The organism is Xanthomonas sp. CFBP 7698, from assembly GCF_003600855.1.
GTDB lineage: Bacteria > Pseudomonadota > Gammaproteobacteria > Xanthomonadales > Xanthomonadaceae > Xanthomonas > Xanthomonas cannabis.
This window is the reverse complement of sequence record NZ_PRDN01000001.1, coordinates 625,750-650,476: the sequence shown is the minus strand read 5'-3', so window position 1 is coordinate 650,476 and position 24,727 is coordinate 625,750. Positions and strand designations below refer to the sequence as shown.

Genomic DNA, 24,727 nt, shown 5'->3' with positions numbered 1-24,727 from the left:
CAGAAAAAAGAAGGCTATTGCTAGCGCTGATACGCAAAGACCGGCAATTAAGCCGGTCTTTGCGTTGCGCATAAAGAGTGTTGCTTACACCGACAACTCCAACAACAACTTATTCAACCGCCGCACATACCCAGCTGGATCCTTGAGGCTGTCGCCCGCCGCTAGCGCAGCCTGGTCGAACAACACCCGGCTCAGATCGCCGAAGCGATCCATGTCGGCTTCCGCATCCAGCTTCTCGATCAGCGGGTGGGCCGGGTTGAACTCGAACACCGGCTTGGATTCCGGCACGGCCTGGCCGCTGGCTTCCAGCAGCTGACGCATCTGCAGACCCAGGTCGCCCTGGCCGATGGCCAGAATGGCCGGGGAATCGGTCAGGCGGTGCGAGACGCGCACTTCGGCCACGTCGTCGCCCAGGGCCGCCTTGATACGCGAGGCCAGGCCCTCCTTGGACTTGGCGACTTCTTCCTGCGCCTTCTTGTCTTCTTCCGAATCCAGCTTGCCCAGGTCCAGGTCGCCGCGGGCCACGTCCACGAACGACTTGCCGTCGAATTCGGTGAGGTAGCTCATCAGCCATTCGTCGATCCGGTCGGTGAGCAGCAGCACTTCGATGCCCTTCTTGCGGAATACTTCCAGGTGCGGGCTGTCCTTGATCTGCGCGTAGCTCTCGCCGGTGAGGTAGTACAGCTTGTCCTGGCCTTCGGCCAGACGGCTCACGTAATCGGCCAGGCCCACGCTCTGCGCGCCGGTGGTGTCATGCGTGGAGGAGAAGCGCAGCAGGCCGGCGATCTTTTCGCGGTTTGCATAATCTTCGGCCGGGCCTTCCTTCAACGCCTGGCCGAAGTTGCGCCAGAACGTCGCGTAGTCGTCCGGCTTGTCCTTGGCCAGCTTCTCCAGCATATCCAGCGAACGCTTCGTCAATGCGGACTTCATCGAGTCCACCACCGGGCCGGACTGCAGGATCTCGCGCGAGACATTGAGCGACAGGTCCGACGAATCCACCACGCCCTTGATGAAGCGCAGATACAGCGGCAGGAACTGCTCGGCCTGGTCCATGATGAAAACGCGCTGCACGTACAGCTTCAGGCCCTTGGCCGAATCGCGGTGATACAGGTCGAACGGGGCGCGGCCGGGCACGAACAGCAGCGAGGTGTATTCCAGCTTGCCTTCGACCTTGTTGTGGCTCCACGCCAGCGGGTTGCCCGCGTCGTGCGCCACGTGCTTGTAGAACTCCTGGTACTCCTCGTCCTTGATGTCGGACTTGGGGCGCGTCCACAACGCGCTGGCGCGGTTGACCGATTCCCACTCGGGTTCGGCGGGCTTGTCGGCCTCTTCGCCGTAGTGCTCCTTGCGCATTTCGATCGGCAGGCCGATGTGGTCGGAATACTTCTTGAGGATGTTGCGCAGGGTCCAGCCGTCGGCGAACGACTCTTCGCCTTCCTTCAGGTGCAGCACGATGCGGGTGCCGCGCTCGGGCTTGTCGATGCTGGCGATTTCGAATTCGCCTTCGCCGCGCGAGGACCAATGCACGCCTTCGTTGGCAGGCAGGCCGGCGCGGCGCGAGTACACGTCCACCTGGTCGGCGACGATGAAGGCGCTATAGAAACCGACACCGAACTGGCCGATCAGGTTGGCGTCCTTCTTCTGGTCGCCGCTGAGGTGCTTGAGGAAATCGGCGGTGCCGGACTTTGCAATCGTGCCCAGGTGCGACACCGCATCCTCGCGGCTCATGCCGATGCCATTGTCGTCGATGGTGACGGTGCGCGCGTCCTTGTCGTAGTCGACGCGGATGCGCAGCTCGCTGCCGCCTTCCAGCAGCTCGGGCTTGACCAAGGCTTCGAAGCGCAGCTTGTCGGCGGCGTCGGCGGCATTGGAGACCAGCTCGCGCAGGAAGATTTCCTTGTTCGAGTACAACGAATGGATCATCAGCTGCAGCAGCTGCTTGACCTCGGTCTGGAAGCCCAGCGTCTGCTTGTCGGTATCAACGGTCATTGGGGTCGTGCTCCATGGTGGTCCAGGCCGCACCGCGGCCGATGGCCTGGGGGATGAGGCCGTCGGCGGATTTTTTCAAGGCGGGCGTGCCCGAATGTGTGGTGCATCGGCGGGCAGGGCGGGGCGGGGACGGCAGCCACAGCGGTATCATGGACGGCCATTGACCGCGCCCCGACCCATGCCGCCACTCGTGCCATCCCTGCGCCGCCATTGCCTGCCCACGCCGGGTACGCGGCGATGAGCCGCCCGGCGCCGCGCGGCGCGGAAGGCCAGGTGCGCATCGTGGGCGGGCGCTGGCGCAACACGCGACTGGCGGTGCCCGACCTGCCGGGCCTGCGCCCGAGCAGCGACCGCGTCCGCGAGACCGTGTTCAACTGGCTGATGCCGCGCCTGCCTGGTGCGCGCGTGCTGGACCTGTTCGCCGGCTCCGGCGCGCTGGGGCTGGAGTCGGTCTCGCGCGGCGCCGCGCATGCCACCCTGATCGAGCGCGACCCCGGCCTGGCGCAGCGGCTACGCGAGCATGTGCGCAAGCTGGATGCCGCCGGCCAGGTGCAGGTGCTGCAGGACGACGCGCTGCGCTGGCTGGAGCGCGCCCCGCCGGCCCAGGCCGACATCGTGTTCGTCGACCCACCGTTCGCCGCCGGGCTGTGGCCCGGCGTGCTGGACCGCTTGCCCCGGCATCTGGCCGCCGAGGCCTGGCTATACCTGGAAGCGCCCGCCGACGGCGTGCCCCCGCTGCCTGCCGGCTGGCACCTGCACCGCGAGGGCGGCACCCGGGAGGTGCGCTATGCGCTGTACCGCCGGGCCGCTGCTACACTGAAGAGCGATCCGACCCCGGTAGTTTCCGTATGAGCGTGGCCAACAGCCGCACCGCCGTCTATCCCGGTACCTTCGACCCGATCACCAATGGCCACATCGACCTGGTGAACCGCGCCGCGCCACTGTTCGAACGCGTGGTGGTTGGGGTTGCCTACAGCCCGTCCAAGGGCCCGGCACTGCCGCTGGAAAAACGCGTGGCGCTGGCGCAGGAAGCCCTGGCCGCGCATGCCAACGTGGAGGTGCGCGGGTTCGACACCCTGCTTGCCCATTTCGTGCGCGACATGGGCGCAGGCGTGCTGCTGCGCGGCCTGCGTGCCGTGTCCGACTTCGAATACGAATTCCAGATGGCCAGCATGAACCGCCATCTGATCCCGGAGGTGGAAACCCTGTTCCTGACCCCGGCCGAGCAATACAGCTTCATTTCCTCGTCGTTGGTGCGCGAAATTGCGCGTCTGGGCGGGGATGTGTCCGGCTTCGTTCCGGCCTCGGTCGTCGAGGCGTTGCGGCAGGTGCGCGAATCCCGCGCGCAGGCCTGAGCTTTTGCAGTTACATCACCACATGCATTTCAAAGGGAGGAGTTTCATGAAACACACCATGCGCGCTCTGGCGCTCGCTTCGATCGCCGCACTGGCGGTCACCGCCTGCAAGAAGGAAGAGCCGGCGCCGACCGCCGCTGCCGCTCCGGCGCCGCTGAAGGCACCGGCCAAGGACGACAATGCCGGCTGGAAGAAGTACCTGCAGGAAGTGGTCGGCCAGAACCTGGGCGCCACCACCAACAGCCCGTTCCTGTACTACTTGCCGCCGGAGTCCGATGCCGAGTTCGCCGGCAGCTACGAGCGTCAGCTGGAAAGCGTCAAGACCGCGCTGGCGCGTGGCGTGCAGCCAGGCAACATGCTGGCCTTCGGTTCGTCCGCGTCCACCAAGATGGCCGACCTGATCGACGCCGCGTTCAAGGACGTGCAGCCGGATTCGATGAAGGGCGTGCGCGTGCTGTTCATCGGCGACGCTGCCGAAAATGCCCGCGTGCAGACCATCGTCCAGCCCAAGGGCGTGGAATACACCTTCGTTGAAGCCAAGTAATGCCGTACCAGGCCGGATGCGCGGGAGGGCGCACCCGGCCGCCGTGTGTGGAGTCAGCAGCATGCTGACTCCGCACGTCACCGGAGCCGGCCGTGTCAGGCCGGTGTCCGACAGCGCACAAGGCGCTGTCCAGGTGGTCATCATCCGCGCCATGTGCGCCCGCCTGCAGCAGTACGTTGCGTTCCAGCGCCTGCAGTTGAATCGCGCTGCCCCGCATCGCATGGTGGTGTCGATATGTCGCTGAAAATCAACGAGCTCTGCGTCAACTGCGACGTCTGCGAGCCGGCGTGCCCGAACCAGGCCATCTCGATGGGCGAGACCATCTACGTCATCGACCCGGCACGCTGCACCGAGTGCGTGGGCCATTTCGACGAAGCGCAATGCGTGGTGGTGTGCCCGGTCGAATGCATCGACCCGGATCCGGACATTCCGGAAACCCATGATCAATTGCTGGCCAAGCTGATGCAGTTGCAGCGCGATCATCCCGAACTGTACGAACAGGAGCCTCCCGCCCCGTGAGCACTTTCTCCCCACGTTTCTCCCTGCGCGGCCTGTTGTTGCTGGCCTTGGTGCTGGCACCGCCTGTGTGGTCTGCCGACGGCGCCAAGCCGGCAGCGGCCAGCACCGCACCGGTTGCCGCGCATCCGCCTGGCGCGGCGATCGCCAGCGGCCATGCGCTGGCCACCGATGCCGGCCTGCAGATCCTGCGCGAGGGCGGCAATGCATTCGATGCCGCGGTTGCGGTGTCGTCCACGCTGGCGGTGGTCGAGCCGATCAGCTCGGGGCTGGGTGGCGGTGGTTTCTTCCTGCTGCACGACGCCAAGACCGGCAAGGACGTGATGCTGGACGCGCGCGAAACCGCGCCCGAGTCGGCCACCGAAGCGCAGTTCCTCGACAAGAAAGGCGAGCTGGACCGTGACCGTTCGGTCAACGGCGCGTGGTCGGCCGGTATTCCTGGGCTGCCGGCGGCGCTGGTGGAACTGGCGGCCAGGCACGGCCGGCTGCCGCTGAAGCAGTCGCTGGCGCCATCGATCCGCATCGCGACCGAAGGTTTTCCGGTGTACGCGCGCATGGCCAAAGGCTATGCCTCGCGGCGCGAAGTGATGGAGCGCTACCCCGGCACGCGCGAGGTGTATCTGCGCGGCGGCAAACCCATTGCCGAAGGCGAGATCTTCAAGCAGCCGGAGCTGGCGCATACGCTGCAGCTGCTCGGCGACAAGGGCTTCGACGGCTTCTACAAGGGCGAGACCGCCAAGAAGCTGCTGGCCGGCGTGAAGCAGGCCGGTGGTCAGTGGAAGGCCGCCGAGCTCGCCGGCTATCGGGTCAAGGAGCGCACGCCGATCCAGTTCGATTACCGCGGCTGGAAGATCACCACCGCACCGCCGCCGTCCTCCGGTGGCATCGCGCTGGCGGCCATGCTGCAGATTCTGGAAGGCTGGGACGTGAACAAGCTCGATGACGTGCACCGCACCCATCTGGTGGTGGAGTCGATGCGCCGCGCCTACCGCGACCGTACCTTCTTCCTGGGCGACCCGGACTTTGTGGATGTGCCGCAGCGCGTGCTGACCAGCAAGGACTACGCGCAAGGCCTGCGCGCCACGATCAATCCGGACAAGGCCACGCCCAGCGATCTGCTGTCGGGCAATCCCACCCCATTGGAAGACGACGAGACCACGCACTTTTCCATCATCGATGGCGAAGGCAACCGTGTGGGCGCCACCCAGACCGTCAACCTGCTGTACGGCTCGGGCCTGATCCCCAAGGGCACCGGCGTGCTGCTCAACAACGAGATGGACGACTTCGCGCTCAAGCCGGGCACGCCGAATGCGTTTGGCGTGATGGGCTATGCGGCCAACGCGCCCAAGCCGGGCAAGCGCATGCTCAGCTCGATGACGCCCACGTTCATGGAGTCGGCCGACAAGGCCATCGTGCTGGGCACGCCGGGCGGCAGCCGCATCATCACCATGGTACTGCTCGGCATCCTCGGTTACGACGCAGGCCTGGATGCACAGGCAGTGAGCGCGCTGCCGCGGTATCACCACCAGTGGCTGCCGGACGTCATCAACGCCGAAACCGATGCGTTCTCGCCGCAGACCGCCAAGGGCCTGGAAGCGATGGGCCACGCTCTCAAACTGCCAGGCGACAGCGCCGAGGGCGGCCGCGGCTCCAGCCACGTGTGGGGCAACCTGCAGACCGTGGAATGGGACAAGCGCCGCAACGTGCTCAGCGGCGGCAGTGACCCGCGTAATCCGGTGGGCAAGGCGCAGGTGCAGTTGGCGACGCCAGGGCAATGAGCGCGTAGCTTCGCCGTACGTGCGCCGCAACGCAGATACGCGGCCGTTGACCGCCGGCGCACGGCGCAGGGTGGGCGGGCCCACCCTGCGCCGCCGTTGCAAGGACGAGGTGGCGGCGTCAGAGCCTGGAGATAGGCTCGAACTCCTCGTTGTCAATTGAGTTTGAAGTAGGTTCCGTTGTGTTGGGCGTCGTAGCAGGTGGCGCCCTGCAGGCGTTTGTCGCCTGGGCTGCCTGGGTTGAGCGGATAGATGTGACATGCGCCAAACGGCGCGGGGTTGCCGGTGAAGCGCAGCGTGAAGTGCTGCGTGTCGTCGGTTGCGCTGGTATGGACGCCTCCATTGGCCTGGACCGTGACCTCGCACGTGGCTTGCGGTGCAAGCTGACATTGCTGGAGGATCGTCTGCAGCGGCCCGCCAATGTTGGCGTACATGCCCGAGATCCAGTTGTTGATGGCCTGGTTGGCATTGGCATTCCATTGCTTTGTCGCCAGCGCACTCTGGCTCACGGCCAGCAAGCTCATCGACAGCAGGACGGCGAACACGCGCCATGCGCGTGCGTGCGAACGCGGTCTGGCTGGGCGTGCATGCAGATGGACAGCAGGGGAGCAGTGGGTGATCGGTTGGATGGTCATGGGCGGTCCTTGAAAGAGAAAGGCGTGATGCGACGTGTGCGTTGCCCGCGTGCGGATGCGGGTATCGATAACTGCCGCGCAAGAGTGCGGTGATGCCGTTCGTCACGGCGCTGCCAGGGTAGATCCGTGACATCGGGAAAAATTGGCCGAAACGATGGCAATTACCGTGTCTTCGCTGGGAAACGACCAGTGAGCGCGTCGGGGGTCAATGGCGTGCACGAGCGATCGCACCGATGCGGTGGAATCGCCGACGAGGTGCGATGAAGGTGGCGGAGATTCGCAGGCGCGGGCCGGAAACTCACGACCGGCCGCATGTACCGCTACCTCAGTGCTGGTCCGTGCAAGGGTTCCGAACCTGGCGCTGGTGATAGCGTGCTTGGCGCAGGGCCGGCTGCTGACCGTTCGGGCTGGTTGCCAGTGCAGTCCGGGCTTGTGGTCGTGATGCACCGCCGTCACCATTGAGGCATGACTATTCGCCACGTTGTGCTGACCACTGTCCTCATGCTCGCTTCTGCAGGTTGCTCTGCGCAGCAGGAAGCCGATGCCGCTCCGGGCCTCATTCACGTCAACCAGCTCGGGTACCTGCCTGGCTCGACCAAACTGGCGGTTGTCGCGCTACCGCAGGGTGCGGCGATCGGCTCGGACCGCTTCACCGTGGAAGATGCACACGGCCGCACGGTGCTGCAAGGCACCTTGCAACCGCCAGCGCTGTGGACGCCAGCCGGGCAGCAGGCGCGGGTGGCGGATTTTTCCGGGCTGCGTGCGGCCGGCACTTACCGGTTGAAGGTCGACGGGCTGCCGGCATCGGATCCGTTCCCGATCGACGCGCATGCCTACCAGCCGGTGGTCGATGCGTCGCTGAAGGCGTTCTATTTCAACCGCGCCAGTGCCGCGCTGCCGGCGCAGTTTGCCGGGCGCTATGCGCGTGCGGCCGGGCATCCGGATACGCAGGTGCGTATCCATCCAACGGCGGCCTCGGCCACGCGCCCGGCCGACAGCGTGATCAGTGCGCCCAAGGGCTGGTACGACGCTGGCGATTACAACAAGTACATCGTCAATTCCGGCATCAGCACCTACACCTTGCTGGCAGCCTACGAACACTATCCGGCGCTGTTCAAGGCCAGGCCCCTGACCGTTCCCGACGACGCGCACGGCGTGCCGGGCATCCTGCAGGAGACCTGGTGGAACCTGGAATGGATGCTGGCCATGCAGGACCCGGCCGATGGCGGCGTCTACCACAAGCTCACCGACAAGCAGTTCGACGGGTTGGTGATGCCGGACCAGGCCAAACAGCAACGCTATGTGGTGATGAAAGCCACTGCCGCCACGCTGGACTTTGCCGCGGTGATGGCCGCGGCCAGCCGGGTGTATGCACCCTTCGACAAACAGTATCCGGGCATGTCGGCACGCATGTTGAAGGCCGCACAGGCCGCGTGGACGTGGGCGCAACAGCATCCGGATGTGATCTATCGCCAGCCCGACGATGTGCGCACCGGCGGCTACGACGATGCACAGGTGGACGACGAATTTGCCTGGGCAGCAGCGGAGCTGTACGTGACCACCGGCGAGGACAAGTTCTACGATGCGATGCTGGCGCGCAACGTGCCGGCCAGCGTGCCTAATTGGGGTAGTGTGGGCGGACTGGCCTGGATGTCGCTGGCCGCGCACCGCGACACGCTGACCGCGCATGCCGACCGTGCCCGCATCACGCGCGAAGTCACCGGGCTGGCGCAGCAGCTGTCCGATGCGTGGCAGGCATCGCCGTGGCGGCTGGCGATGAACGACAAGGATTTCGTCTGGGGCAGCAATGCCGCGGTGCTCAACCGCGCGATGATGTTGTTGCAAGGCTATCGCCTGACCCGGCAGCGCACGTATCTGGATGCCGCACAGTCGCACCTGGATTACATCCTGGGCCGCAATCCGCTGGGCCTGTCGTTTGTCACCGGGGTCGGGCAGCGCACGCCGATGCATATCCACCATCGCCCCTCCGAAGCGGACGGCATTGCCGCGCCGGTACCGGGCTGGCTGGCCGGCGGCCCGCAGCCGGGCCATCAGGACGCCAAGGACTGCAAAGTGGCCTATCCGTCCACGCTGCCGGCGCTGTCGTACCTGGATGACACCTGCAGTTACGCGACCAACGAGGTAGCCATCAACTGGAATGCGCCGCTGGTGTATGTGAGCGCGGCGATCGAGGCATCGACGCGTTAGGGCGTGCGTTGTTCAACGCGGTGCGGCACCATCGTAGCGATCGCACACTGCAGCTGTTCCTTCTCCCCTCGGGAGAAGGTGGCGCGTAGCGCCGGATGAGGGTGCGCCTCAATGAGTTGCCAGTGCCTGCAATGACAAGCGCGTCGACACGCGCCTTCAACGGTGACGCGCCGCCTGCTTCGCCCGGTACCCTCACCCCAACCCCCACTGCGCGCCCCGGCCCGCGCTTGCGGCGCGTGCGCTCCAAGGCACGCGCGCCATCGCGCGCAAGCGCTGCCTTCTCGCCCCGAGGGGAGCGGGGCTCTCCCGGGGAAAGGGGCTTCAAGCCAACGCAGTTCATTCCACCCGCGTGCCAAAGATCCGGTCGCCCGCATCGCCCAGGCCGGGCAGGATGTAACCCTTTTCGTTGAGGTGGTCGTCGATGGCGGCGGTGTAGACCTCCACGTCCGGATGCGCTGCTTCCAGGGCCTTCAGGCCTTCCGGTGCAGCGACCAGGAAGATGCCCTTGATGCGGCGGGCACCGGCGCGCTTGAGCATGTCGATGGTGGCGATCAGGGTGCCGCCGGTGGCCAGCATCGGGTCCAGGATCAGCGCCTCGCGTTCTTCCAGGCGGCCGGTGAGGCGTTCGAAGTAGGGCACCGGCTGCAGGGTTTCTTCGTCGCGCTGCAGGCCGACCACGCTGACGCGTGCGGCCGGGATCAGGGCCAGCACACCGGGCAGCATGCCCAGGCCCGCACGCAGGATCGGCACCAGGGTGATCTTGGCGCCAGCGATGCGCTGCACGCTCACCGGGCCGGCCCAGCCCTGTTGCACATGCGATTCGGTGTCCAGGTTCGCCGTGGCCTCGTAGGCGAGCAGGGTGCCCAGCTCGGTGACCAGTTCGCGAAAGCCCTTGGTGCTCAGGGCGGCATCGCGCAACAGGCCGATTTTGTGCTGGACGAGGGGGTGGCGGACTTCGACGATTTTCATGGGCAGCGACAGGCAGGAAAGAGGCACAGTGTGCCGCAGCCAGCCGGGGCGTCGCCACAGTGCGCATGTGATCGCGCTTGCACATGTCATGTCGGTGAAACGTCGCGGACATAGTGTGCACACCCATTCTTAACCGATTGGGGAAGCACTCGTGTCGAACAAGACTCCGCTCTGTCTGGCGATCACGCTGACGCTGGCGAGCGCCGGCTGGGGCCCGCAGGCACATGCGGCAGAGCCTGCTGCCGCCGGCGCCGCCGCCAGCGGTGCAGCCGCCATCGATCTGGAACGCCTGGAAGTGCGCCCGCAACAGGAAGCGCAGGAGCGCGCGGTCGACCTCAAGCGCGCCTCCGATGCCATCCAGGACGCCGTCGCCTCCGATGCGCTGGGGCGTTACCCCGACAAGAATGTTGCAGAATCCTTGCAGCGCCTGCCCGGTGTCAGCGTCACCCGCGACCAGGGCGAAGGGCGTTTTGTGGTCATCCGCGGCCTGGATTCGGCGCTCAACAGCGTGACCATCGACGGCATGAACATGGGCACGCCCGAAGACGGCACGCGTTCCACGCCGCTGGACGTGATCCCCTCCGATTCCACCGAGCGTCTGAAGGTGGTGAAGTCGCCGACCCCGGACATGCCGGGCGATTCGATCGGTGGCGCCATCCAGGTCGAATCCACCTCCGCCTTCGACCGCGATGGGCGCACGCTGCGCGGCTCGATCGAGGGCAGCCATCAGTCGCTGTCCGGCAAGACCAGCCCCAAGGGCGCGTTCAACTACAGCGATATTGTCGGCGGCACCTTCGGCGTGGCGGTGGGGGTGAACTATCAGGACCGCGAGTTCGAATCGGACAATACCGAAGTGGCCTACGACAGCTTCGAAGGTGGCGCTGCCGACGATCTGTTCGCTGGCCAGGTGCAGCGCCGCAAATACTTCATCGAGCGGACCCGCATGGGCGCCAACCTCAATCTGGACTGGCGCCCGGATGCGGACAACCGCTACTACCTGCGCTCGCTGTACAGCCGTTTCGACGATGCCGAAACGCGCCAGCGCACCATCTTCGGCCTTGCCGACGGCCAGGTGAGCGCCAATGGCGATGGCACCTACAACGTGGCCGATCTGCCGGCCGACAGCATCTCCAAGCGCGTGCGTTACCGCACCAAGAAGGAAGACAACACCGCCATCAGCGTCGGTGGCGAGAACCGCCTGAGCAGCGCCACCATCGATTACAAGGCTGGCTACACCAAGACCACCGAGCGGGTGAACGACGAGATGGAGGCGTACTTCGATTATGACGGCGACGACCTCTCGGCCACGGTGGACCAGCGCAGCGGCATCCCGCGCCTGGGGTTTTCGGATAACGGCTGGCAGAGCAACCAGGAGTTCGTGTTCGACCGTTTCGTGCTCGCACCCAAGACGGTGGACGATAGCGAGCACAGCGCGCAACTCAATGTGCGCTTCGACGGCGAACATTCCAGCCTGAAGATGGGCGTGCTTGGCCGCTGGCGCGAGCGCGATGTCAACGTGGACGAACGCGAGCTGCGTCGCGGCCCGGCCATCGATCCGAGCAGCTGGACCACGGCGCCGCCGGAGCATCGCGGCGGCACCCTGGGCCAGAGCATCGGCTCGGACGGCATGCGCCGCTACTGGCGCGCGTCGGGCAATCTCTACAGCGCCCGCCCGCAGGATGTCGGCGCCAACCAGCAGGTGTCGTTGCAGGACGACTACACCGCCACCGAAGACGTGTTCGCCACCTACGCGATGGGAACCTGGGACATCGGCGCGTTGCGCATGATTGCCGGCGTGCGCGTGGAAAACACCCAGTTCAACGCCACCGGCAACCAGGTGGACGTGGCCGAAGACGGCCGCACCGCCACGGTGACCCCGCGCGAAGCATCCAGCAGCTACACCAACGTGCTCCCGGGCCTGCACCTGCGCTACGACAGCGGCAACGACTGGGTGCTGCGCTTTGCGGCCAACAAGACCCTGTCGCGGCCCTCGTTCGGCGATGTATCGCCACGGGTGAGCATCAATCGCGGCGACAACGAGGTGAACATCGGCAACCCCGATCTCAACCCGTACCGCTCCACCAACCTGGACCTGTCGTTCGAGAAGTACATCGGCAGCACCGGCCTGGTGTCGCTGGGCGTGTTCGACAAGTCGATCGACGACTACATCGTGCAGACCATCAGCACCACCGATGCGCAATTCCCCGGCCTGCAGGCGACGCGCGCGATCAATGGCGACACCGCCAAGGTGCGCGGTGCCGAATTCAATTGGCAGCAGAGCCTGGACTTCCTGCCCGAAGGCTGGAACGGCCTATTGCTCGGCGCCAGCGCCACCGCGCTGGACAGCGATTTTGACCCGGGCCTGAGCGATCGCGCCGGCGAGGACTTCATGTTGCCGCGCTCGTCCAAGCGCATCTACAGCGGTCATCTGGGTTACGAAAAGTACGGCTTCAGTGCACGTGTGGCAGCGGTGTACCGCAGCGAGTACCTGGACACCATCGGACAGAGTCGTGCGTACGATATCTACGTTGCCCCGCATACCCAGCTGGATGCCAGCATGAGTTATCAGTTCAACAGCCACGTCAGCCTGTACCTGGAAGCACAGAACCTGCTGGACGAACCGTTGGAGCTGTACCAGGGCGTGCGCTCGCGCACCCTGCAAAACGAAGAATATGGCCGGACCTATGCGCTTGGCCTGAAGGTGGCACTGTGATGCGGGCCGCCGTGTTGTTGCCGGCCACCGTGCTGGCAGGGGCGATGGCGCTGGCCGGCTGTGCAACCCACGCTGTCGACCGCGAAGCCGACGAAGCATTGCTGCAGGATCCCACGCTCAGCGAAGCGAAGGTGGCGCACGACGTGGTGCCCGAAGCCTTCATCACCGCGCTCACGCCCACCGATAACCTGGATTCGCCGGCCAGCTGGCGCGCCCCCGATGGCAGCCGCTGGGTGATCGCCACGGCCAAGGCCACGCATGCCTTGGTGGTGTTCGACGGCGACAGCGGCAAGCGGCTGCGGGTGGTGGGCGGCAAGGGCAAGGCACTGGGCAAGCTGGATCGCCCCAACGGCATTTCGGTGGTGGATGACCTGGTATTCGTGGTGGAGCGCGACAACCGCCGCGTGCAGGTGTTTTCGCTGCCGGATTTCAGGCCGCTGACCGCGTTCGGCCAGGATGCGCTGCGCGAGCCCTACGGGCTGTGGGTGCGCAAGCACGACGGCGGCTACGAGGTGGTGGTCAGCGACAACTACATGTCGCCGGCCAACAAGGACCAGCCGCCGCCGCTGGCCGAGCTGGGCCAGCGTTTCCGGCGCTATCAGCTGAACGCGGCAGGGCAGAGCTGGCAGGCGCGGCTGACGCAGAGCTTTGGTGATACCACCGAGGCCGGTGCCATCCGTATTGCCGAGTCGGTCTTCGGCGACGAGGCCAATGCGCGGCTGATGATTGCCGAAGAGGACGTGGCCGTCGGCACCCAATTGCGCGAATACGGCATGGACGGGCGCTACCGCGGGCGCAATGTCGGCACCGGGCTGTTCAAGGCGCAGGCCGAAGGCCTGACCTTGCTGCAATGCGCCGACGGCAGCGGCTACTGGATCGCCACCGATCAGTTCAAGGACCGCAGCGTGTTCCAGGTGTTCGACCGCAAGACGCTGGCGCACGTGGGCGCCTTTGCCGGCCGGGTGACTGCCAACACCGACGGCGTGTGGCTGGACCAACGTGGCGACGCGCGCTTTCCCGGTGGCGTGTTCTACGCGCTGCACGACGACCAGGCGGTGGCGGCCTTCGATTGGCGCGACATCGCGCGCACCTTGCGGCTGAAGGACTGCGCGCCATGAACGCCCCACGCAGGGCGCTGTCCGTGGTGGTGTCGGTGCTTGCGCTGGCCGCTGGCCAGGTGTGTGCGGCCGAGCGCGCTGCCGAGCCGAACACGCAGGTGCCGGCCGGCTCCACCCACTATGTGGCCGACGGCTTTCCCGACCGCATCGTCGCCACGCCGGCGCAGGATGCGGCCACCGGGTTTGCGGTGGCCTGGCGCACCGATGCCAGCGTCAGCCAGCCCTGGCTGGAACTGGTGGTTGCCGGCGACTCGCCCGACCTGGGCACGCCGCGGCGCATCCGTGCCACCACGGCGACGCTGGCCAGCGAAAATGGCAGCTCGCACCATCACCGGGCCGAGATCGCCGGGCTCACGCCGGACACGCTGTATGCCTACCGCGTGCAGGGCCACGACACCTGGGGCGCCTGGAATCAGTTCCGTACCGCTGCCACGCCGGACGCCCCGCTGACGCTGCTGTATTTCGGCGACACCCAGAACAAGAACCTCAGCCTGGTCTCGCGGGTGATCCGCCAGGCATGGCGCTCGGCGCCGGAGGCGCGGCTTGCGTTGTTCGCCGGCGATCTGGTCAGCGGCAAGGACGGCCAGGACGACAACGAGTGGGCGGAATGGTTCGAAGCCGGGCGCTGGCTGCTCGAAGGCACGGCGGTGGCGCCGGCGCCGGGCAACCACGAGTATCACGAGGAAGGCGACGAGTCTCCGCAGGCGACCCGCACCCTGGGCAACCATTGGCCGGTGACCTTCGCATTGCCGCGTAACGGGCCCTCGGCCACCGCGCGCACCAGCTACTGGTTCGATTATCAGGGCGTGCGCATTGCCGTGCTCGATGGCACCTCGGTGCTGGATCTGGGCACCGGCCCGGCGCAGGCGCAGTGGCTGGACAAGGTATTGGCCGACAACCCGCATCCGTGGTCGATCGTGCTCATCCATCAGCCGTTCTTCTCGCCGCGTGCCGATCGCGAGAACGAAAAACTGGTGGAGCAGGTCCTGCCGGTGATTCGCCGGCACAAGGTGGATCTGGTACTGCAAGGCCATGACCACACCTATGGCCGGCGCGGCGACCAGCCGGGGCAGGCAACGCCGGTATTCGTGGTGTCGGTGGCCGGGCCCAAGCAGTACCGCCTCTCGGACATGGCGCGCAAGACCATGCGGCCGGTGGGTGAAGACACCCAGTTGTATCAGGTGCTTCGACTGGACAGGCAGCACCTGGTGTACGAATCGCGCACCGCCACAGGCCGCTTGTACGACGCATTCGAATTGCAACGCGATGCACAGGGCGCAAAGCGGTTGATCGAGCATGCGCAGGGACGTATCGCCCCACGCACGTGTCCGCGCGAGGCGACGTTGAAGGGGCGGGCGGATCGGTGTTGGGAGTGAAGTAAATATGACAACGCGACGATTATTCGGGCGAATCGTCGTGGTAAATGAGGGCGGTGTGAGGAAACTTCGCGCGCGCATAGATTCTTCGAATAACCCGCGGGCGTCCTATCGAAAAATGCGAATTACGTCACATTGATAATGCGGCTACGTTGGGTGTGCCGGACTCGTGTCCGTGACGCGCTGCAATGCGGTGCCACGGCGCAGGGTCCGGTTCCCCCAGCCCCACCGAGCCGTGCCCATGATTCCCCAGCTCTTTCACCTGACCGCACCGACCAAGCAGCTGCTGTGGGAGGAGCGCAGGATTTGTGACCGTTTGCAGCGCCTGCTGCCTGGATGGACGTGCTACCTCTGGGATGATGCCGATAATTCGGAACTGATGCGGCGTGCATTCCCGGAGTTTGCCGAGCGTTACGAGCGCATCCGCTTCGGCGTGATGAAGGCGGATATTGCGCGCTGTGCCTATATGCATGCGCATGGCGGGTTTTACTTCGATACCGATTACAAACTGTTGCGTCCGCTGGGTGAGGACGTGCTGTCGCAGCAGTGCGTGTTGCCGATCGAAGAAGGCGCTCCGGGCCACGACGACTTCAAGATCGGCAATGCCGTGTTCGGCTCCGAAGCGGGCCATCCGTTCTGGCGCGCGTTCATCGAGCACATCTTCAACGTGCATGCGCCGGAAACGCTGGAGGACCACCGTCAGATTCCGATGATTTCCGGGCCGCGCGGGTTGACGCGTTTCTACAACGCGCACGCTGCACAGTTTGCGGGCATCGTGTTTCCGCCGCGCGATGCGTTCCACCCGGACCGCACCTGGTTCGGTTTGGGTCATCGTGGTGGCAAGGCCGCGGTGGGCTCGCACCTGTGCTGGGCGTCGTGGCGGGGAAAATCGCCACGGCGCGCGGTGACCAATTATCTGCGGCGCAAGTTGAGTGCAGTGCCGGTCTGAGCAGCAGCCGACAGGTGACGCCTTGGGTCTGGCGCGGTGGCATTCAGTCACGCGAAAGGACGCGGACGTCATGTACTTCGCAGCGCAGCTTGCCATCACGCTGCGATGCGTGACGGCCGACCGGGCTGCAAGGCCCTGATTGCCGCGGCCAGCACGATCGCAATCAGCTGGACACCCAAAGCAAGCGCTTCACTCCGCGTCACACCCACCGGGCGGGGCAGGCGCGTTACCACCACGCACGCATCGACTGCGCTGCAGCCGATGCGCGTCCGCCCGGATCAGGCGGCCTCGGCCTGGGTCTGGCGCGGGCCTTCCTTCAATGCCCGCCCGATCAGGCCGACCAGCAGGTCCAGTTCTTCTTCGGCCATCGCAAAATGCGGGGTGAAGCGCAGCGAATTCTCGCCGCCGTGGATCACGTTGACGCCGCGGTGGCGCAACCACTCTTCGGTGGAGCCGGCGCCGTAACACTTGAACTGCGGCGCCAGCTCACACGAGAACAGCAAGCCGGTGCCCTGGACCTTGGTGATCAGGCCGCCCAGCTCCGATTGCAGGGCCTGCAGCTTGGCAATCGCCTGCGCGCCGCGGGTGCGGATGTTGTCGCGCACCTGCGGGGTGAACAAGGCCAGCGTGGCGCAGGCCACGTCCAGCGCACGCGGGTTGGTGGTCATGGTGTTGCCGTAGGTGCCCTTGCGGTACACCTGCGCGGCGTGCTCGGTCACTGCCAGCACCGACAGCGGGTATTGCGCGGCGTTGAGCGCCTTGGAATAGGTTTCCAGATCCGGCGGGTCCAGCTGCTCGAAGCCCGGGTAGTCCACCACCGACAGCACGCCATGCGCGCGCAGGCCGGCCTGGATGGAATCCACCAGCAGCAGGCTGCCGTGCGCGCGGGTGAGCGCACGCGCGGCGGCGTAGAACTCGGCCGGCAGCGCACGCCCCGGGTCGCCTTCGCCCATCACCGGTTCCAGGAACACCGCTTCGATGAACCAGTGATTGCGCGCCGCCTCGTCGAAGGCGCGTTGCAACGCGGCCACATCGTAGGGCGCAATCGCAATCACCGAGTCCTCGTCGCGATAGCTGGCCAGATATTTGCTGTAGGTCTTGCGGCTGGAGTCGGAATACAGGCCGGGGCGATCGGTGCGGCCGTGGAAGCTGCCCTTGACCACCAGGCGCTTGATGGTGGCGCCGGCATGCCGCGCGCCCGGGTCGGTGTGCAGCTTGGCGTTGGTATCCACGATGCGTGCGGCCAGGCCCACCGCTTCGGAGCCGGAGTTGAGGCACATGAAGCGTGCGAACGGGCAGCCGCCGCGGCTGTGGCCGATCTCGGCGCGCAGGGCGCGGTCGAGCCGGCGCTGCGCCAGGCTGGGCGTCATCACATTGGCCATCACCTGCGGGCGCGCCATGGCTTCCAGCACCGGCGCCGGCGTGTGGCCGAAGCCGAGCATGCCGTAGCCGCCAGCGTCGTACAGCACCGCGCCCTTGAGCGTGACCACCCACGGCCCGCGCGCGGCCAGCGCCACGTAAGGCGTTACCGCGTCGTCGGCGTAGAAGTTGATGAAGCCGTCCTGCACCGCGGCGATCTGGGCGTCTTCGTCCAGGTCCAGCAGGTCGGCGGCCTCATCGCGCACCAGCGCGTATTCGGCGGCTGCCGCAGTGATGGCGTGTTGCAGGTCAGAGTGGTTGGCGGCCAGGCGCACGATGGCGCCATCGTCCAGGCCATCGGTCAGGCGGCGGCCGGCATGGGCACGCAGCGGGGCGAGCGGGGCGAGGACGGACATGGCGCATCTCCTGCAAGGTGGCGTTGTTCTTCTATTATCGGCAGAAGATCGGCGTTTGGCAGCGTGAATCTGGGCAGGAAGTACGGTATTTTCGGCGATTCGACGAAACGAATGCGCATTGTGAAGATCACCCCATCCGACGAACGCCTGTTATCGCTGCTGCGCGAAGACGCGCGTGCCTCCACCGCGCAGATCGCGCGCCGGCTCGGGCTCTCGCGCACCACGGTGCAGAGCCGCATCGAAAAGCTCGAACGCGACGGCGTGATCAGCGGCTATACCGTGCGCACCCACGACGACTACGAGCAGGGCCGCATCCGTGCGCACATCCTGATCACCGTGCTGCCCAAGAAGATGCCGGCCGTGGTCAAGGCGCTGCGCGACATCCCCGAAGTGCGCCTGCTGCATTCGGTCAGCGGCGCCTACGACCTGATCGCCCTGGGGGTGGTGGGCGGCGTCAACGAAATGGACGTGCTCACCGACGCCATCGGTGCGATCGATGGGGTGGAGCGCACGACCAGTTCGATCATTTTGTCCACCAAGTTCGAGCGGTGAGGGCGAATCGGGAATCGGGAATAGGGAATCGCAACAGCAACAGCGCTTCACCGTCACCAGTGCCGCTCCCGGCTCACTGCTCTTTCGATTCCCCATTCCCGATTCCCCACTCCCGGCCGCAGTTACAATGCCCGGCTCCTCAGCCAACCAATCCTGCGGCCTTGAAGAAGTCCGATTTCCATTACGACCTGCCCGACGAGCTGATCGCCCAGGCGCCGCTGGCCGAGCGTGCGGCCAGCCGCCTACTGGTGGTGCCGCCGGTGCCGGCCGCCTTCAGCGACCGCCAGGTGCGCGATCTGCCCGAGCTGCTGCAGCCGGGCGACCTGTTGATCTTCAACGACACCCGCGTCATTCCGGCGCGGCTGTTCGGGCAGAAGGCCAGCGGCGGGCGCGTGGAAATCCTCATCGAGCGCCTGCTGGGCGAGCGCGAGGCGCGGGTGCAGATCGGCGCCAGCAAGTCGCCCAAGGCCGGCAGCCTGATCGCGCTGGATGCCGGCGGGCAGGCCGAGGTGCTCGGGCGCGACGGCGAGTTCTATCTGCTGCGCTTCGAGATCCCGACCCCGCTGGAACACTGGCTGCGGGAGGCCGGCCGCCTGCCGCTGCCGCCCTACATCCGCCGCGAGCCGGGCATCGAAGACCGCGAGCGCTACCAGACCGTGTTCGCGCGCGAAGTCGGTGCGGTCGCCGCACCCACCGCCGGCCTGCATTTCGACGAGGCGCTGCTGGAACGCCTGCGCGCGCGCGGGGTGGAGTTCGGCCACGTCACCTTGCACGTGGGCGCCGGCACCTTCCAGCCGGTGCGCGTGGATGCGCTCGACCAGCACGTGATGCATAAAGAGTGGCTCAACGTCGGTGCCGCGCTGGTGGAGCAGGTGCGCCGCACGCGTGAGCGCGGCGGCCGCATCATCGCGGTGGGCACCACGGTCGTGCGTTCGCTGGAAAGCGCCTGGCGCAAGACAGAGGCGGCCCCGGATGGCGAACTGCTGCCATTCGCCGGCGAAACCCAGATCTTCATCCTGCCCGGCTACCGCATCCGCAGCGTCGATGCGATGGTCACCAATTTCCACCTGCCCGAAAGCACCTTGCTGATGATGGTCTCCGCCTTCGCCGGCCGCGAGCGCATCTTCGCCGCCTACCAGCACGCCATCGCCCAGCGCTATCGCTTCTTTTCGTACGGCGATGCGATGTTGTTGTGGGGCCGGGAATCGGGAGTCGGGAATGGTGAATCGTAAGGCGCTACCCGCCAAACGATCAGCCACCTGCCAACCGCTCTTCCCATTCCCGATTCTCGACTCCCCATTCCCGGCCCCTCAATGTCCCGACTCCAGTTCCAGCTCCAGACCACCGACGGCCATGCCCGGCGTGGCCGCCTGACCTTTCCGCGCGGCACGGTGGAAACGCCGGCGTTCATGCCGGTGGGCACCTATGGGTCGGTCAAGGGCATCCTGCCCGAGCAGATCCGCGCGCTGGGGGCGGAGATCATCCTGGGCAATACCTTCCACCTGTATCTGCGCCCGGGCCTGGATGTGATCGGCGACCACGGCGGGCTGCACGGGTTTGCGCGCTGGGACGGGCCGATCCTCACCGATTCCGGCGGTTTCCAGGTGTTCTCGCTGGCGCATCGTCGAAAGATCACCGAGCAGGGCGTGACGTTTTCCTCGCCCACCGACGGTGCGCGGGTGTTCCTGGGCCCCGAGGAGAGCATGAAGATTCAAAAGGTGCTCGATTCGGACATCGTGATGATCTTCGACGAGTGCACGCCGTACCCGGCCACCGAAGAGGTGGCGCGGCGCTCGATGGAGCTGAGCCTGCGCTGGGCGCAGCGCTCGCGCGAGGCGCACGACGGGCTGGGCAACGATGCGGCGCTGTTCGGCATCGTGCAGGGCGGGGTGCACCCGGGCCTGCGCAGCCGCTCGCTGGACGGCCTGCACGCCATCGGCTTCGATGGCTACGCGATCGGCGGGCTGGCGGTGGGCGAGCCCGAGCACGAGCGCAACGCCATGCTCGAACACCTGCACCCGCAGCTGCCGGCCGACCGCCCGCGCTACCTGATGGGCGTGGGCCGGCCCGAGGACCTGGTCGAGGGCGTGGCCCGCGGCGTGGACATGTTCGACTGCGTCATGCCCACCCGCAATGCGCGCAACGGCCACTATTTCACCTCGTTCGGTACCGTGCGCATCCGTAACGCCAAGTACGAGCGCGACCTGGACACCATCGAGCCGGGCTGCGGCTGCCATGCCTGCAGCAGTGGCTATACGCGTTCCTACCTGCGCCATCTGGACCGCTGCAACGAGATGCTGGCGCCGATGCTGGGCACCCTGCACAACCTCTGGTACTACGAAAAACTGATGGCCGACATGCGCGCGGCGATCGCCTCGGGAACCTTTGTGGAGTTCCGGCGGTCCTTCTATGCGGCACGCGGCGCCACCACGCCGCCGTTGCCGGGGGAAACCAGCTGAACCCTGCCGCCCGCGCCCTGGCGCGGACGCGTTGGAACCTGCGTGGCATAATTCCCGGCTGTTCCGCCCTGGCGGTACCTGAATAGCGAGTGGGCCCATGGGCGCGCTGGCACCAAACTAGGATGCACTGAATGAATTTGCTCGATTTCCTGATCCCCGTCGCCCAGGCGCAAGCCACCGGTGGCGCGCCGGCAGCCGGCCCGATGGGTGGCCTGTCCACCTTCGCGCTGCCGATCATCCTGATCGCGGTCATGTACTTCCTGATGATCCGCCCGCAGATGAAGCGTCAGAAGGAGCATAAGTCGCTGCTGGAGAAGCTGGCACGTGGCGACGAAGTCATCACCTCCGGCGGCGTTGCCGGCGTGATCACCGACATTGGCGACAACTTCATCAGCATCGAGGTGGCCGACAACGTGCGCATCCGCGTGCAGAAGAGCGCCGTGGGCCATGTGCTGCCCAAGGGCACGCTGAAGTCGGCCAGCTGAGTCGCGCCGTCGGCACTACGGGCACCGGCCGGCGCTGCTGGCCGCTGCTCGAAAACGGCAGGGACCGCTCGTACACTTGCGGCTCGCCGCGCTGCCGATGCCTGCAACCGCCGCGCACTACCTCGTTGCACCGCACTACCTGCAACACCACAGCTGCGCGCACCATCAGGCGGGCGCAGTCGGTGCACGAAGCTGTTCTGCGCCCCACGGGCGTGCCGGCTTCGCGCACTGCTCGCATCCACCGGATGACTGCTCGCGACGCTGTATCGGCCGCTTGAAGTCGTTCTCACTGCTAGGCGCGGCGCCGGGATGGTGCAGCGCGGGACTGTCGCAATGCTCGAATTTCCTCGCTGGAAGTATTTCCTGATCCTGCTGGTGCTGGCGGTCAGCGCGCTGTATGCGCTGCCCAACATCTACCAGAAAGACCCGTCGGTGCAGATCACCGCCAGTCGTGGCGCGCAGCTCGACGACGCGTTGCGCAGCCGCATCGATGCCGAACTCAAGACTGCCGGCATCACTCCCAAGGCGGTGACCAAGGAAGGCGAGAGCCTGATGGTGCGCCTGCCCAACCTGCAGGCGCAGACCCGTGCCAACGACGTGCTGCGCCAGCAACTGGGCGAGAACTACACGGTGGCGCTGAACCTGGCGTCCACCGTGCCGGAGTGGCTGGCCAAGCTGGGCGGCCGCCCGATGGTGCTGGGCCTGGACCTGGTTGGCGGCGTGCACTTCGCCATGCAGGTGGACCAGAAGGCGGCGGTGGAAAAGCGCATCGACGGCTTTGCCGAAGACATCCGCACCACCTTGCGCGACGGCCGCATCGCCTATCGCTCGGTCGAGCGCCGCGGCGACAACAGCATCCAGGTCAGCCTGGGCGAGGGCGCCAGTGCCGATGCCGCACGCGTCGCATTGGCCAAGGCGCAGCCGCTGCTGACCTACGACATCAGCGGGCAGACCATTTCGGTGAAGGTGCCGGAAGCCGAGCTCAAGCAGATCGCCAGTGGCGCGATCGAGCAGAACCTCACCACCTTGCGCAATCGCGTCAATGCGCTGGGCGTGTCCGAGCCCACCATCCAGCGCCAGGGCGATGACCGCATCGTGGTCGAACTGCCCGGCCTGCAGGACACCGCCGAGGCCAAGCGCCTGATCGGTGCCACCGCATCGCTGGAATTCCGCGCAGTGGTCGAAGGCAATGCCGAAGACGCCGTGCGCAGCGGCACCATTCCCCCAGAAGCCAAGGTCTACCGCGTACGCGATACCGGCGCGCCGGTGTTGTTGAACAAGCGCGCGCTGGTGACCGGCGACCAGATGGTCAGCGCCTCGGTCAGCACCGACCAGAACGGCATGCCCGCAGTGGCGGTGACGCTCAACAACGTGGCCGGCCAGCGCATGTTCGACTACACCAGCGCCAACGTCGGCAAGCTGATGTCGGTGGTCTACATCGAGCGCATTCCCACCGTGACCATGGTCGACGGCAAGGAAGTGCGCAGCGTGCGGGTCAAGGAAGAAGCCCTGTCGCCAACCCGCATTGCGGGTGTGTTCGGCAAGAACTTCCAGACCACCGGGCTGGAAAAGACCGAAGCGGAAAACCTGGCCAAGCTGCTGAAATCCGGCTCGCTGGCCGCGCCGATGGACTTCGTCGAGGAATACGTGATCGGCCCCAGCCTGGGTGCGGAGAACGTGGAACGCGGCGTCACCGCGGTGATCTACTCGTTCCTGTTCACGCTGGTGTTCTTCACTGTCTACTACCGCGTGTTTGGCGCGATCACCTCGGTGGCGCTGCTGTTCAACCTGCTGATCGTGGTGGCGGTGATGTCGCTGTTCGGCGCCACCATGACGCTGCCGGGCTTTGCCGGTCTGGCCTTGTCGGTCGGCCTGTCGGTGGACGCCAACGTGCTGATCAACGAGCGTATCCGCGAGGAATTGCGCCTGGGCGTGCCGCCCAAGTCGGCGATTGCGGCAGGTTACGAAAAGGCCGGCGGCACCATCCTCGACGCCAACCTTACCGGCCTGATCGTGGCGGTGGCCCTGTACGCGTTCGGTACCGGCCCGTTGAAGGGTTTTGCGCTGACCATGATGATCGGTATCTTCGCTTCGATGTTCACCGCGATCACCGTGTCGCGTGCGCTGGCGGTGCTGATCTACGGCAGCCGCAAGAAGCTGAAATCCGTCGCCATCTGAGATGCGAGCCTGGCCCCGGCCCGTGCAGCCTGCTGCGCAGGGCCGGGGGATGAATCCCTTCGCAAGCGTCTGCGTCCTGACGATGCAGACGTCTTAAACGGAAGCTCTTTTCCATGAAATTGTTCCCGCTCCATCTCATTCCCAACGACACCAAGATCGACTTCATGCGCCTGCGCAAGCCGGTGCTGATCCTGATGCTGGTGCTGGCGATCGCCTCGGTCGGCATCGTCATCGGCAAGGGTTTCAACTACGCCCTGGAATTCACCGGCGGTACGCTGGTGCAGACCAGCTTCCAGAAGACGGTGGACGTGGACCAGGTGCGCGAGCAGCTGTCCAGGGCCGGCTTCGAGAATGCGCAGGTGCAGAACGCGCGCGGCGGCAACGAGGTGATGATCCGCCTGCAGGCCCGCGAGCAGCACAATAACCGCGACGATGCGGCCCGCACGGTCGCCGAAGAAGTGCGCAAGGCGGTGAGCACCGAGCAGAACCCGGCCACCGTGCAGCCGGGCGAGTTCGTCGGCCCGCAGGTCGGCAAGGACCTGGCCTTGAACGGCGTGTACGCCACGGTGTTCATGCTGGTGGGCTTCTTGATCTACATCGCGTTCCGCTTCGAGTGGAAGTTTGCCGTGGTGGCCAGCCTGACCGCATTGTTCGACCTGCTGCTGACGGTGGCCTACGTGTCGCTGACCGGCCGCGAGTTCGACCTGACCGTGCTGGCCGGCCTGCTCTCGGTGATGGGCTTTGCCATCAACGACATCATCGTGGTGTTCGACCGCGTGCGCGAGAACTTCCGCGCCCTGCGCGTGGAGCCGCTGGAAGTGCTCAACCGCTCGATCAACCAGACGCTATCGCGCACGGTCATCACCGCGGTGATGTTCTTCCTGTCGGCGATGGCGTTGTACATCTACGGCGGCGAGTCGATGGAAGGCCTGGCCGAGACGCATATGATCGGCGCAGTGATCGTGGTGATCTCTTCGGTGATCGTGGCCGTACCGATGCTGAGCATCGGCCCGTTCGCGGTGACCAAGCAGGACCTGCTGCCCAAGGCCAAGGACGTGGAGGCGCTGGCGCGTCGTCCTTGATCGGCTGGCAAATGGTCTGACGAAAAAACCGCGCAGTGCGCGGTTTTTT

21 protein-coding genes are annotated in these 24,727 nt (G+C 66.0%); 17 read left to right on the top strand and 4 right to left on the bottom strand.

What is annotated here, in order from left to right:
* Positions 1-84 precede the first annotated feature (84 nt).
* Positions 85-1,989, bottom strand: coding sequence for a molecular chaperone HtpG (gene htpG / locus XnspCFBP7698_RS02750; RefSeq protein WP_123137243.1), 1,905 nt, complete (start codon positions 1,987-1,989; stop codon positions 85-87).
* 237 nt (positions 1,990-2,226) lie between these two features.
* Between htpG and rsmD the strand changes: the two genes are divergently transcribed.
* The 6 genes from rsmD to ggt all read left to right on the top strand — a co-directional run bounded on the left by rsmD (position 2,227) and on the right by ggt (position 6,182).
* Positions 2,227-2,841: a 16S rRNA (guanine(966)-N(2))-methyltransferase RsmD gene (gene rsmD, locus XnspCFBP7698_RS02745; protein WP_104579557.1), complete on the top strand. Its 615-nt coding sequence runs from the start codon at positions 2,227-2,229 to the stop codon at positions 2,839-2,841.
* Complete coding sequence (gene coaD / locus XnspCFBP7698_RS02740) at positions 2,838-3,344, top strand: pantetheine-phosphate adenylyltransferase (RefSeq protein WP_039410764.1); 507 nt, start codon at positions 2,838-2,840, stop codon at positions 3,342-3,344. Before rsmD ends, coaD begins: the two co-directional genes overlap by 4 nt.
* Before the next feature lie 46 nt (positions 3,345-3,390).
* Positions 3,391-3,888 carry a hypothetical protein gene (locus XnspCFBP7698_RS02735; RefSeq protein ID WP_047697971.1) on the top strand — a complete coding sequence of 166 codons (498 nt, stop codon included), beginning with the start codon at positions 3,391-3,393 and terminating at the stop codon, positions 3,886-3,888.
* 61 nt (positions 3,889-3,949) lie between these two features.
* Complete coding sequence (locus tag XnspCFBP7698_RS02730) at positions 3,950-4,132, top strand: hypothetical protein (protein WP_233548908.1); 183 nt, start codon at positions 3,950-3,952, stop codon at positions 4,130-4,132.
* Positions 4,123-4,407 carry a YfhL family 4Fe-4S dicluster ferredoxin gene (locus tag XnspCFBP7698_RS02725; RefSeq protein ID WP_029220241.1) on the top strand — a complete coding sequence of 95 codons (285 nt, stop codon included), beginning with the start codon at positions 4,123-4,125 and terminating at the stop codon, positions 4,405-4,407. The genes XnspCFBP7698_RS02730 and XnspCFBP7698_RS02725 overlap by 10 nt, the downstream gene beginning before the upstream one ends.
* Entirely contained in the window at positions 4,404-6,182 is a 1,779-nt protein-coding gene (gene ggt, locus XnspCFBP7698_RS02720; RefSeq protein ID WP_104579559.1) for a gamma-glutamyltransferase, read from the top strand. Before XnspCFBP7698_RS02725 ends, ggt begins: the two co-directional genes overlap by 4 nt.
* A gap of 152 nt (positions 6,183-6,334) precedes the next feature.
* Here the strand turns inward: ggt and XnspCFBP7698_RS02715 are convergent, their stop codons facing one another.
* Entirely contained in the window at positions 6,335-6,724 is a 390-nt protein-coding gene (locus XnspCFBP7698_RS02715) for a hypothetical protein (protein ID WP_146093161.1), read from the bottom strand.
* Positions 6,725-7,279: 555 nt separating this feature from the next.
* Here XnspCFBP7698_RS02715 and XnspCFBP7698_RS02710 point away from each other — a divergent pair.
* Positions 7,280-9,022 carry a glycoside hydrolase family 9 protein gene (locus XnspCFBP7698_RS02710; protein WP_104579561.1) on the top strand — a complete coding sequence of 581 codons (1,743 nt, stop codon included), beginning with the start codon at positions 7,280-7,282 and terminating at the stop codon, positions 9,020-9,022.
* A 336-nt stretch (positions 9,023-9,358) separates the two neighbouring features.
* Here XnspCFBP7698_RS02710 and upp read toward each other — a convergent pair whose 3' ends face one another.
* On the bottom strand, positions 9,359-9,991 hold the full coding sequence (gene upp, locus XnspCFBP7698_RS02705; RefSeq protein ID WP_047695014.1) for a uracil phosphoribosyltransferase: 633 nt from the start codon (positions 9,989-9,991) through the stop codon (positions 9,359-9,361).
* 151 nt (positions 9,992-10,142) lie between these two features.
* Between upp and XnspCFBP7698_RS02700 the strand changes: the two genes are divergently transcribed.
* The 4 genes from XnspCFBP7698_RS02700 (at position 10,143) to XnspCFBP7698_RS02685 (ending at position 16,147) form a co-directional block, all read left to right on the top strand.
* Positions 10,143-12,704 (top strand): TonB-dependent receptor, encoded by a 2,562-nt coding sequence (locus XnspCFBP7698_RS02700; protein ID WP_199680022.1) that lies wholly within the window; start codon positions 10,143-10,145, stop codon positions 12,702-12,704.
* A gap of 44 nt (positions 12,705-12,748) precedes the next feature.
* Positions 12,749-13,822 carry a phytase gene (locus XnspCFBP7698_RS02695; RefSeq protein WP_233548940.1) on the top strand — a complete coding sequence of 358 codons (1,074 nt, stop codon included), beginning with the start codon at positions 12,749-12,751 and terminating at the stop codon, positions 13,820-13,822.
* Entirely contained in the window at positions 13,819-15,198 is a 1,380-nt protein-coding gene (locus XnspCFBP7698_RS02690) for a metallophosphoesterase family protein (RefSeq protein WP_104579563.1), read from the top strand. The genes XnspCFBP7698_RS02695 and XnspCFBP7698_RS02690 overlap by 4 nt, the downstream gene beginning before the upstream one ends.
* 241 nt (positions 15,199-15,439) lie before the next feature.
* Complete coding sequence (locus XnspCFBP7698_RS02685; protein ID WP_104579564.1) at positions 15,440-16,147, top strand: glycosyltransferase; 708 nt, start codon at positions 15,440-15,442, stop codon at positions 16,145-16,147.
* Positions 16,148-16,425: 278 nt separating this feature from the next.
* Here the strand turns inward: XnspCFBP7698_RS02685 and XnspCFBP7698_RS02680 are convergent, their stop codons facing one another.
* A complete protein-coding gene (locus tag XnspCFBP7698_RS02680; RefSeq protein ID WP_104579565.1) occupies positions 16,426-17,922 on the bottom strand; it encodes an aminotransferase class III-fold pyridoxal phosphate-dependent enzyme in 1,497 nt (498 codons plus the stop codon).
* A gap of 120 nt (positions 17,923-18,042) precedes the next feature.
* Here XnspCFBP7698_RS02680 and XnspCFBP7698_RS02675 point away from each other — a divergent pair, with 120 nt between their 5' ends.
* The 6 genes from XnspCFBP7698_RS02675 to secF all read left to right on the top strand — a co-directional run bounded on the left by XnspCFBP7698_RS02675 (position 18,043) and on the right by secF (position 24,678).
* Complete coding sequence (locus XnspCFBP7698_RS02675; protein WP_039412949.1) at positions 18,043-18,474, top strand: Lrp/AsnC family transcriptional regulator; 432 nt, start codon at positions 18,043-18,045, stop codon at positions 18,472-18,474.
* Positions 18,475-18,635: 161 nt separating this feature from the next.
* Complete coding sequence (queA, locus tag XnspCFBP7698_RS02670; protein ID WP_104579566.1) at positions 18,636-19,706, top strand: tRNA preQ1(34) S-adenosylmethionine ribosyltransferase-isomerase QueA; 1,071 nt, start codon at positions 18,636-18,638, stop codon at positions 19,704-19,706.
* A gap of 81 nt (positions 19,707-19,787) precedes the next feature.
* Positions 19,788-20,933 (top strand): tRNA guanosine(34) transglycosylase Tgt, encoded by a 1,146-nt coding sequence (tgt, locus tag XnspCFBP7698_RS02665; protein WP_104579567.1) that lies wholly within the window; start codon positions 19,788-19,790, stop codon positions 20,931-20,933.
* A 131-nt stretch (positions 20,934-21,064) separates the two neighbouring features.
* Positions 21,065-21,418 (top strand): preprotein translocase subunit YajC, encoded by a 354-nt coding sequence (yajC, locus tag XnspCFBP7698_RS02660; protein WP_047695024.1) that lies wholly within the window; start codon positions 21,065-21,067, stop codon positions 21,416-21,418.
* A 333-nt stretch (positions 21,419-21,751) separates the two neighbouring features.
* Complete coding sequence (secD, locus tag XnspCFBP7698_RS02655; protein WP_179453949.1) at positions 21,752-23,596, top strand: protein translocase subunit SecD; 1,845 nt, start codon at positions 21,752-21,754, stop codon at positions 23,594-23,596.
* Positions 23,597-23,709: 113 nt separating this feature from the next.
* Positions 23,710-24,678 (top strand): protein translocase subunit SecF, encoded by a 969-nt coding sequence (secF, locus tag XnspCFBP7698_RS02650; RefSeq protein WP_047695026.1) that lies wholly within the window; start codon positions 23,710-23,712, stop codon positions 24,676-24,678.
* Positions 24,679-24,727: the final 49 nt, after the last annotated feature.

Excerpts from the sequence above, each read along its gene's own strand:
- htpG (WP_123137243.1), bottom strand. The coding sequence starts at position 1,989 with ATGACCGTTGATACCGACAAGCAGACGCTGGGCTTCCAGACCGAGGTC.
- rsmD (WP_104579557.1), top strand. The coding sequence starts at position 2,227 with ATGAGCCGCCCGGCGCCGCGCGGCGCGGAAGGCCAGGTGCGCATCGTG.
- coaD (WP_039410764.1), top strand. The coding sequence starts at position 2,838 with ATGAGCGTGGCCAACAGCCGCACCGCCGTCTATCCCGGTACCTTCGAC.
- XnspCFBP7698_RS02735 (WP_047697971.1), top strand. The coding sequence starts at position 3,391 with ATGAAACACACCATGCGCGCTCTGGCGCTCGCTTCGATCGCCGCACTG.
- XnspCFBP7698_RS02730 (WP_233548908.1), top strand. The coding sequence starts at position 3,950 with ATGCTGACTCCGCACGTCACCGGAGCCGGCCGTGTCAGGCCGGTGTCC.
- XnspCFBP7698_RS02725 (WP_029220241.1), top strand. The coding sequence starts at position 4,123 with ATGTCGCTGAAAATCAACGAGCTCTGCGTCAACTGCGACGTCTGCGAG.
- XnspCFBP7698_RS02710 (WP_104579561.1), top strand. The coding sequence starts at position 7,280 with ATGACTATTCGCCACGTTGTGCTGACCACTGTCCTCATGCTCGCTTCT.
- upp (WP_047695014.1), bottom strand. The coding sequence starts at position 9,991 with ATGAAAATCGTCGAAGTCCGCCACCCCCTCGTCCAGCACAAAATCGGC.
- XnspCFBP7698_RS02695 (WP_233548940.1), top strand. The coding sequence starts at position 12,749 with ATGGCGCTGGCCGGCTGTGCAACCCACGCTGTCGACCGCGAAGCCGAC.
- XnspCFBP7698_RS02690 (WP_104579563.1), top strand. The coding sequence starts at position 13,819 with ATGAACGCCCCACGCAGGGCGCTGTCCGTGGTGGTGTCGGTGCTTGCG.
- XnspCFBP7698_RS02685 (WP_104579564.1), top strand. The coding sequence starts at position 15,440 with ATGATTCCCCAGCTCTTTCACCTGACCGCACCGACCAAGCAGCTGCTG.
- XnspCFBP7698_RS02680 (WP_104579565.1), bottom strand. The coding sequence starts at position 17,922 with ATGTCCGTCCTCGCCCCGCTCGCCCCGCTGCGTGCCCATGCCGGCCGC.
- tgt (WP_104579567.1), top strand. The coding sequence starts at position 19,788 with ATGTCCCGACTCCAGTTCCAGCTCCAGACCACCGACGGCCATGCCCGG.
- yajC (WP_047695024.1), top strand. The coding sequence starts at position 21,065 with ATGAATTTGCTCGATTTCCTGATCCCCGTCGCCCAGGCGCAAGCCACC.
- secD (WP_179453949.1), top strand. The coding sequence starts at position 21,752 with ATGCTCGAATTTCCTCGCTGGAAGTATTTCCTGATCCTGCTGGTGCTG.
- secF (WP_047695026.1), top strand. The coding sequence starts at position 23,710 with ATGAAATTGTTCCCGCTCCATCTCATTCCCAACGACACCAAGATCGAC.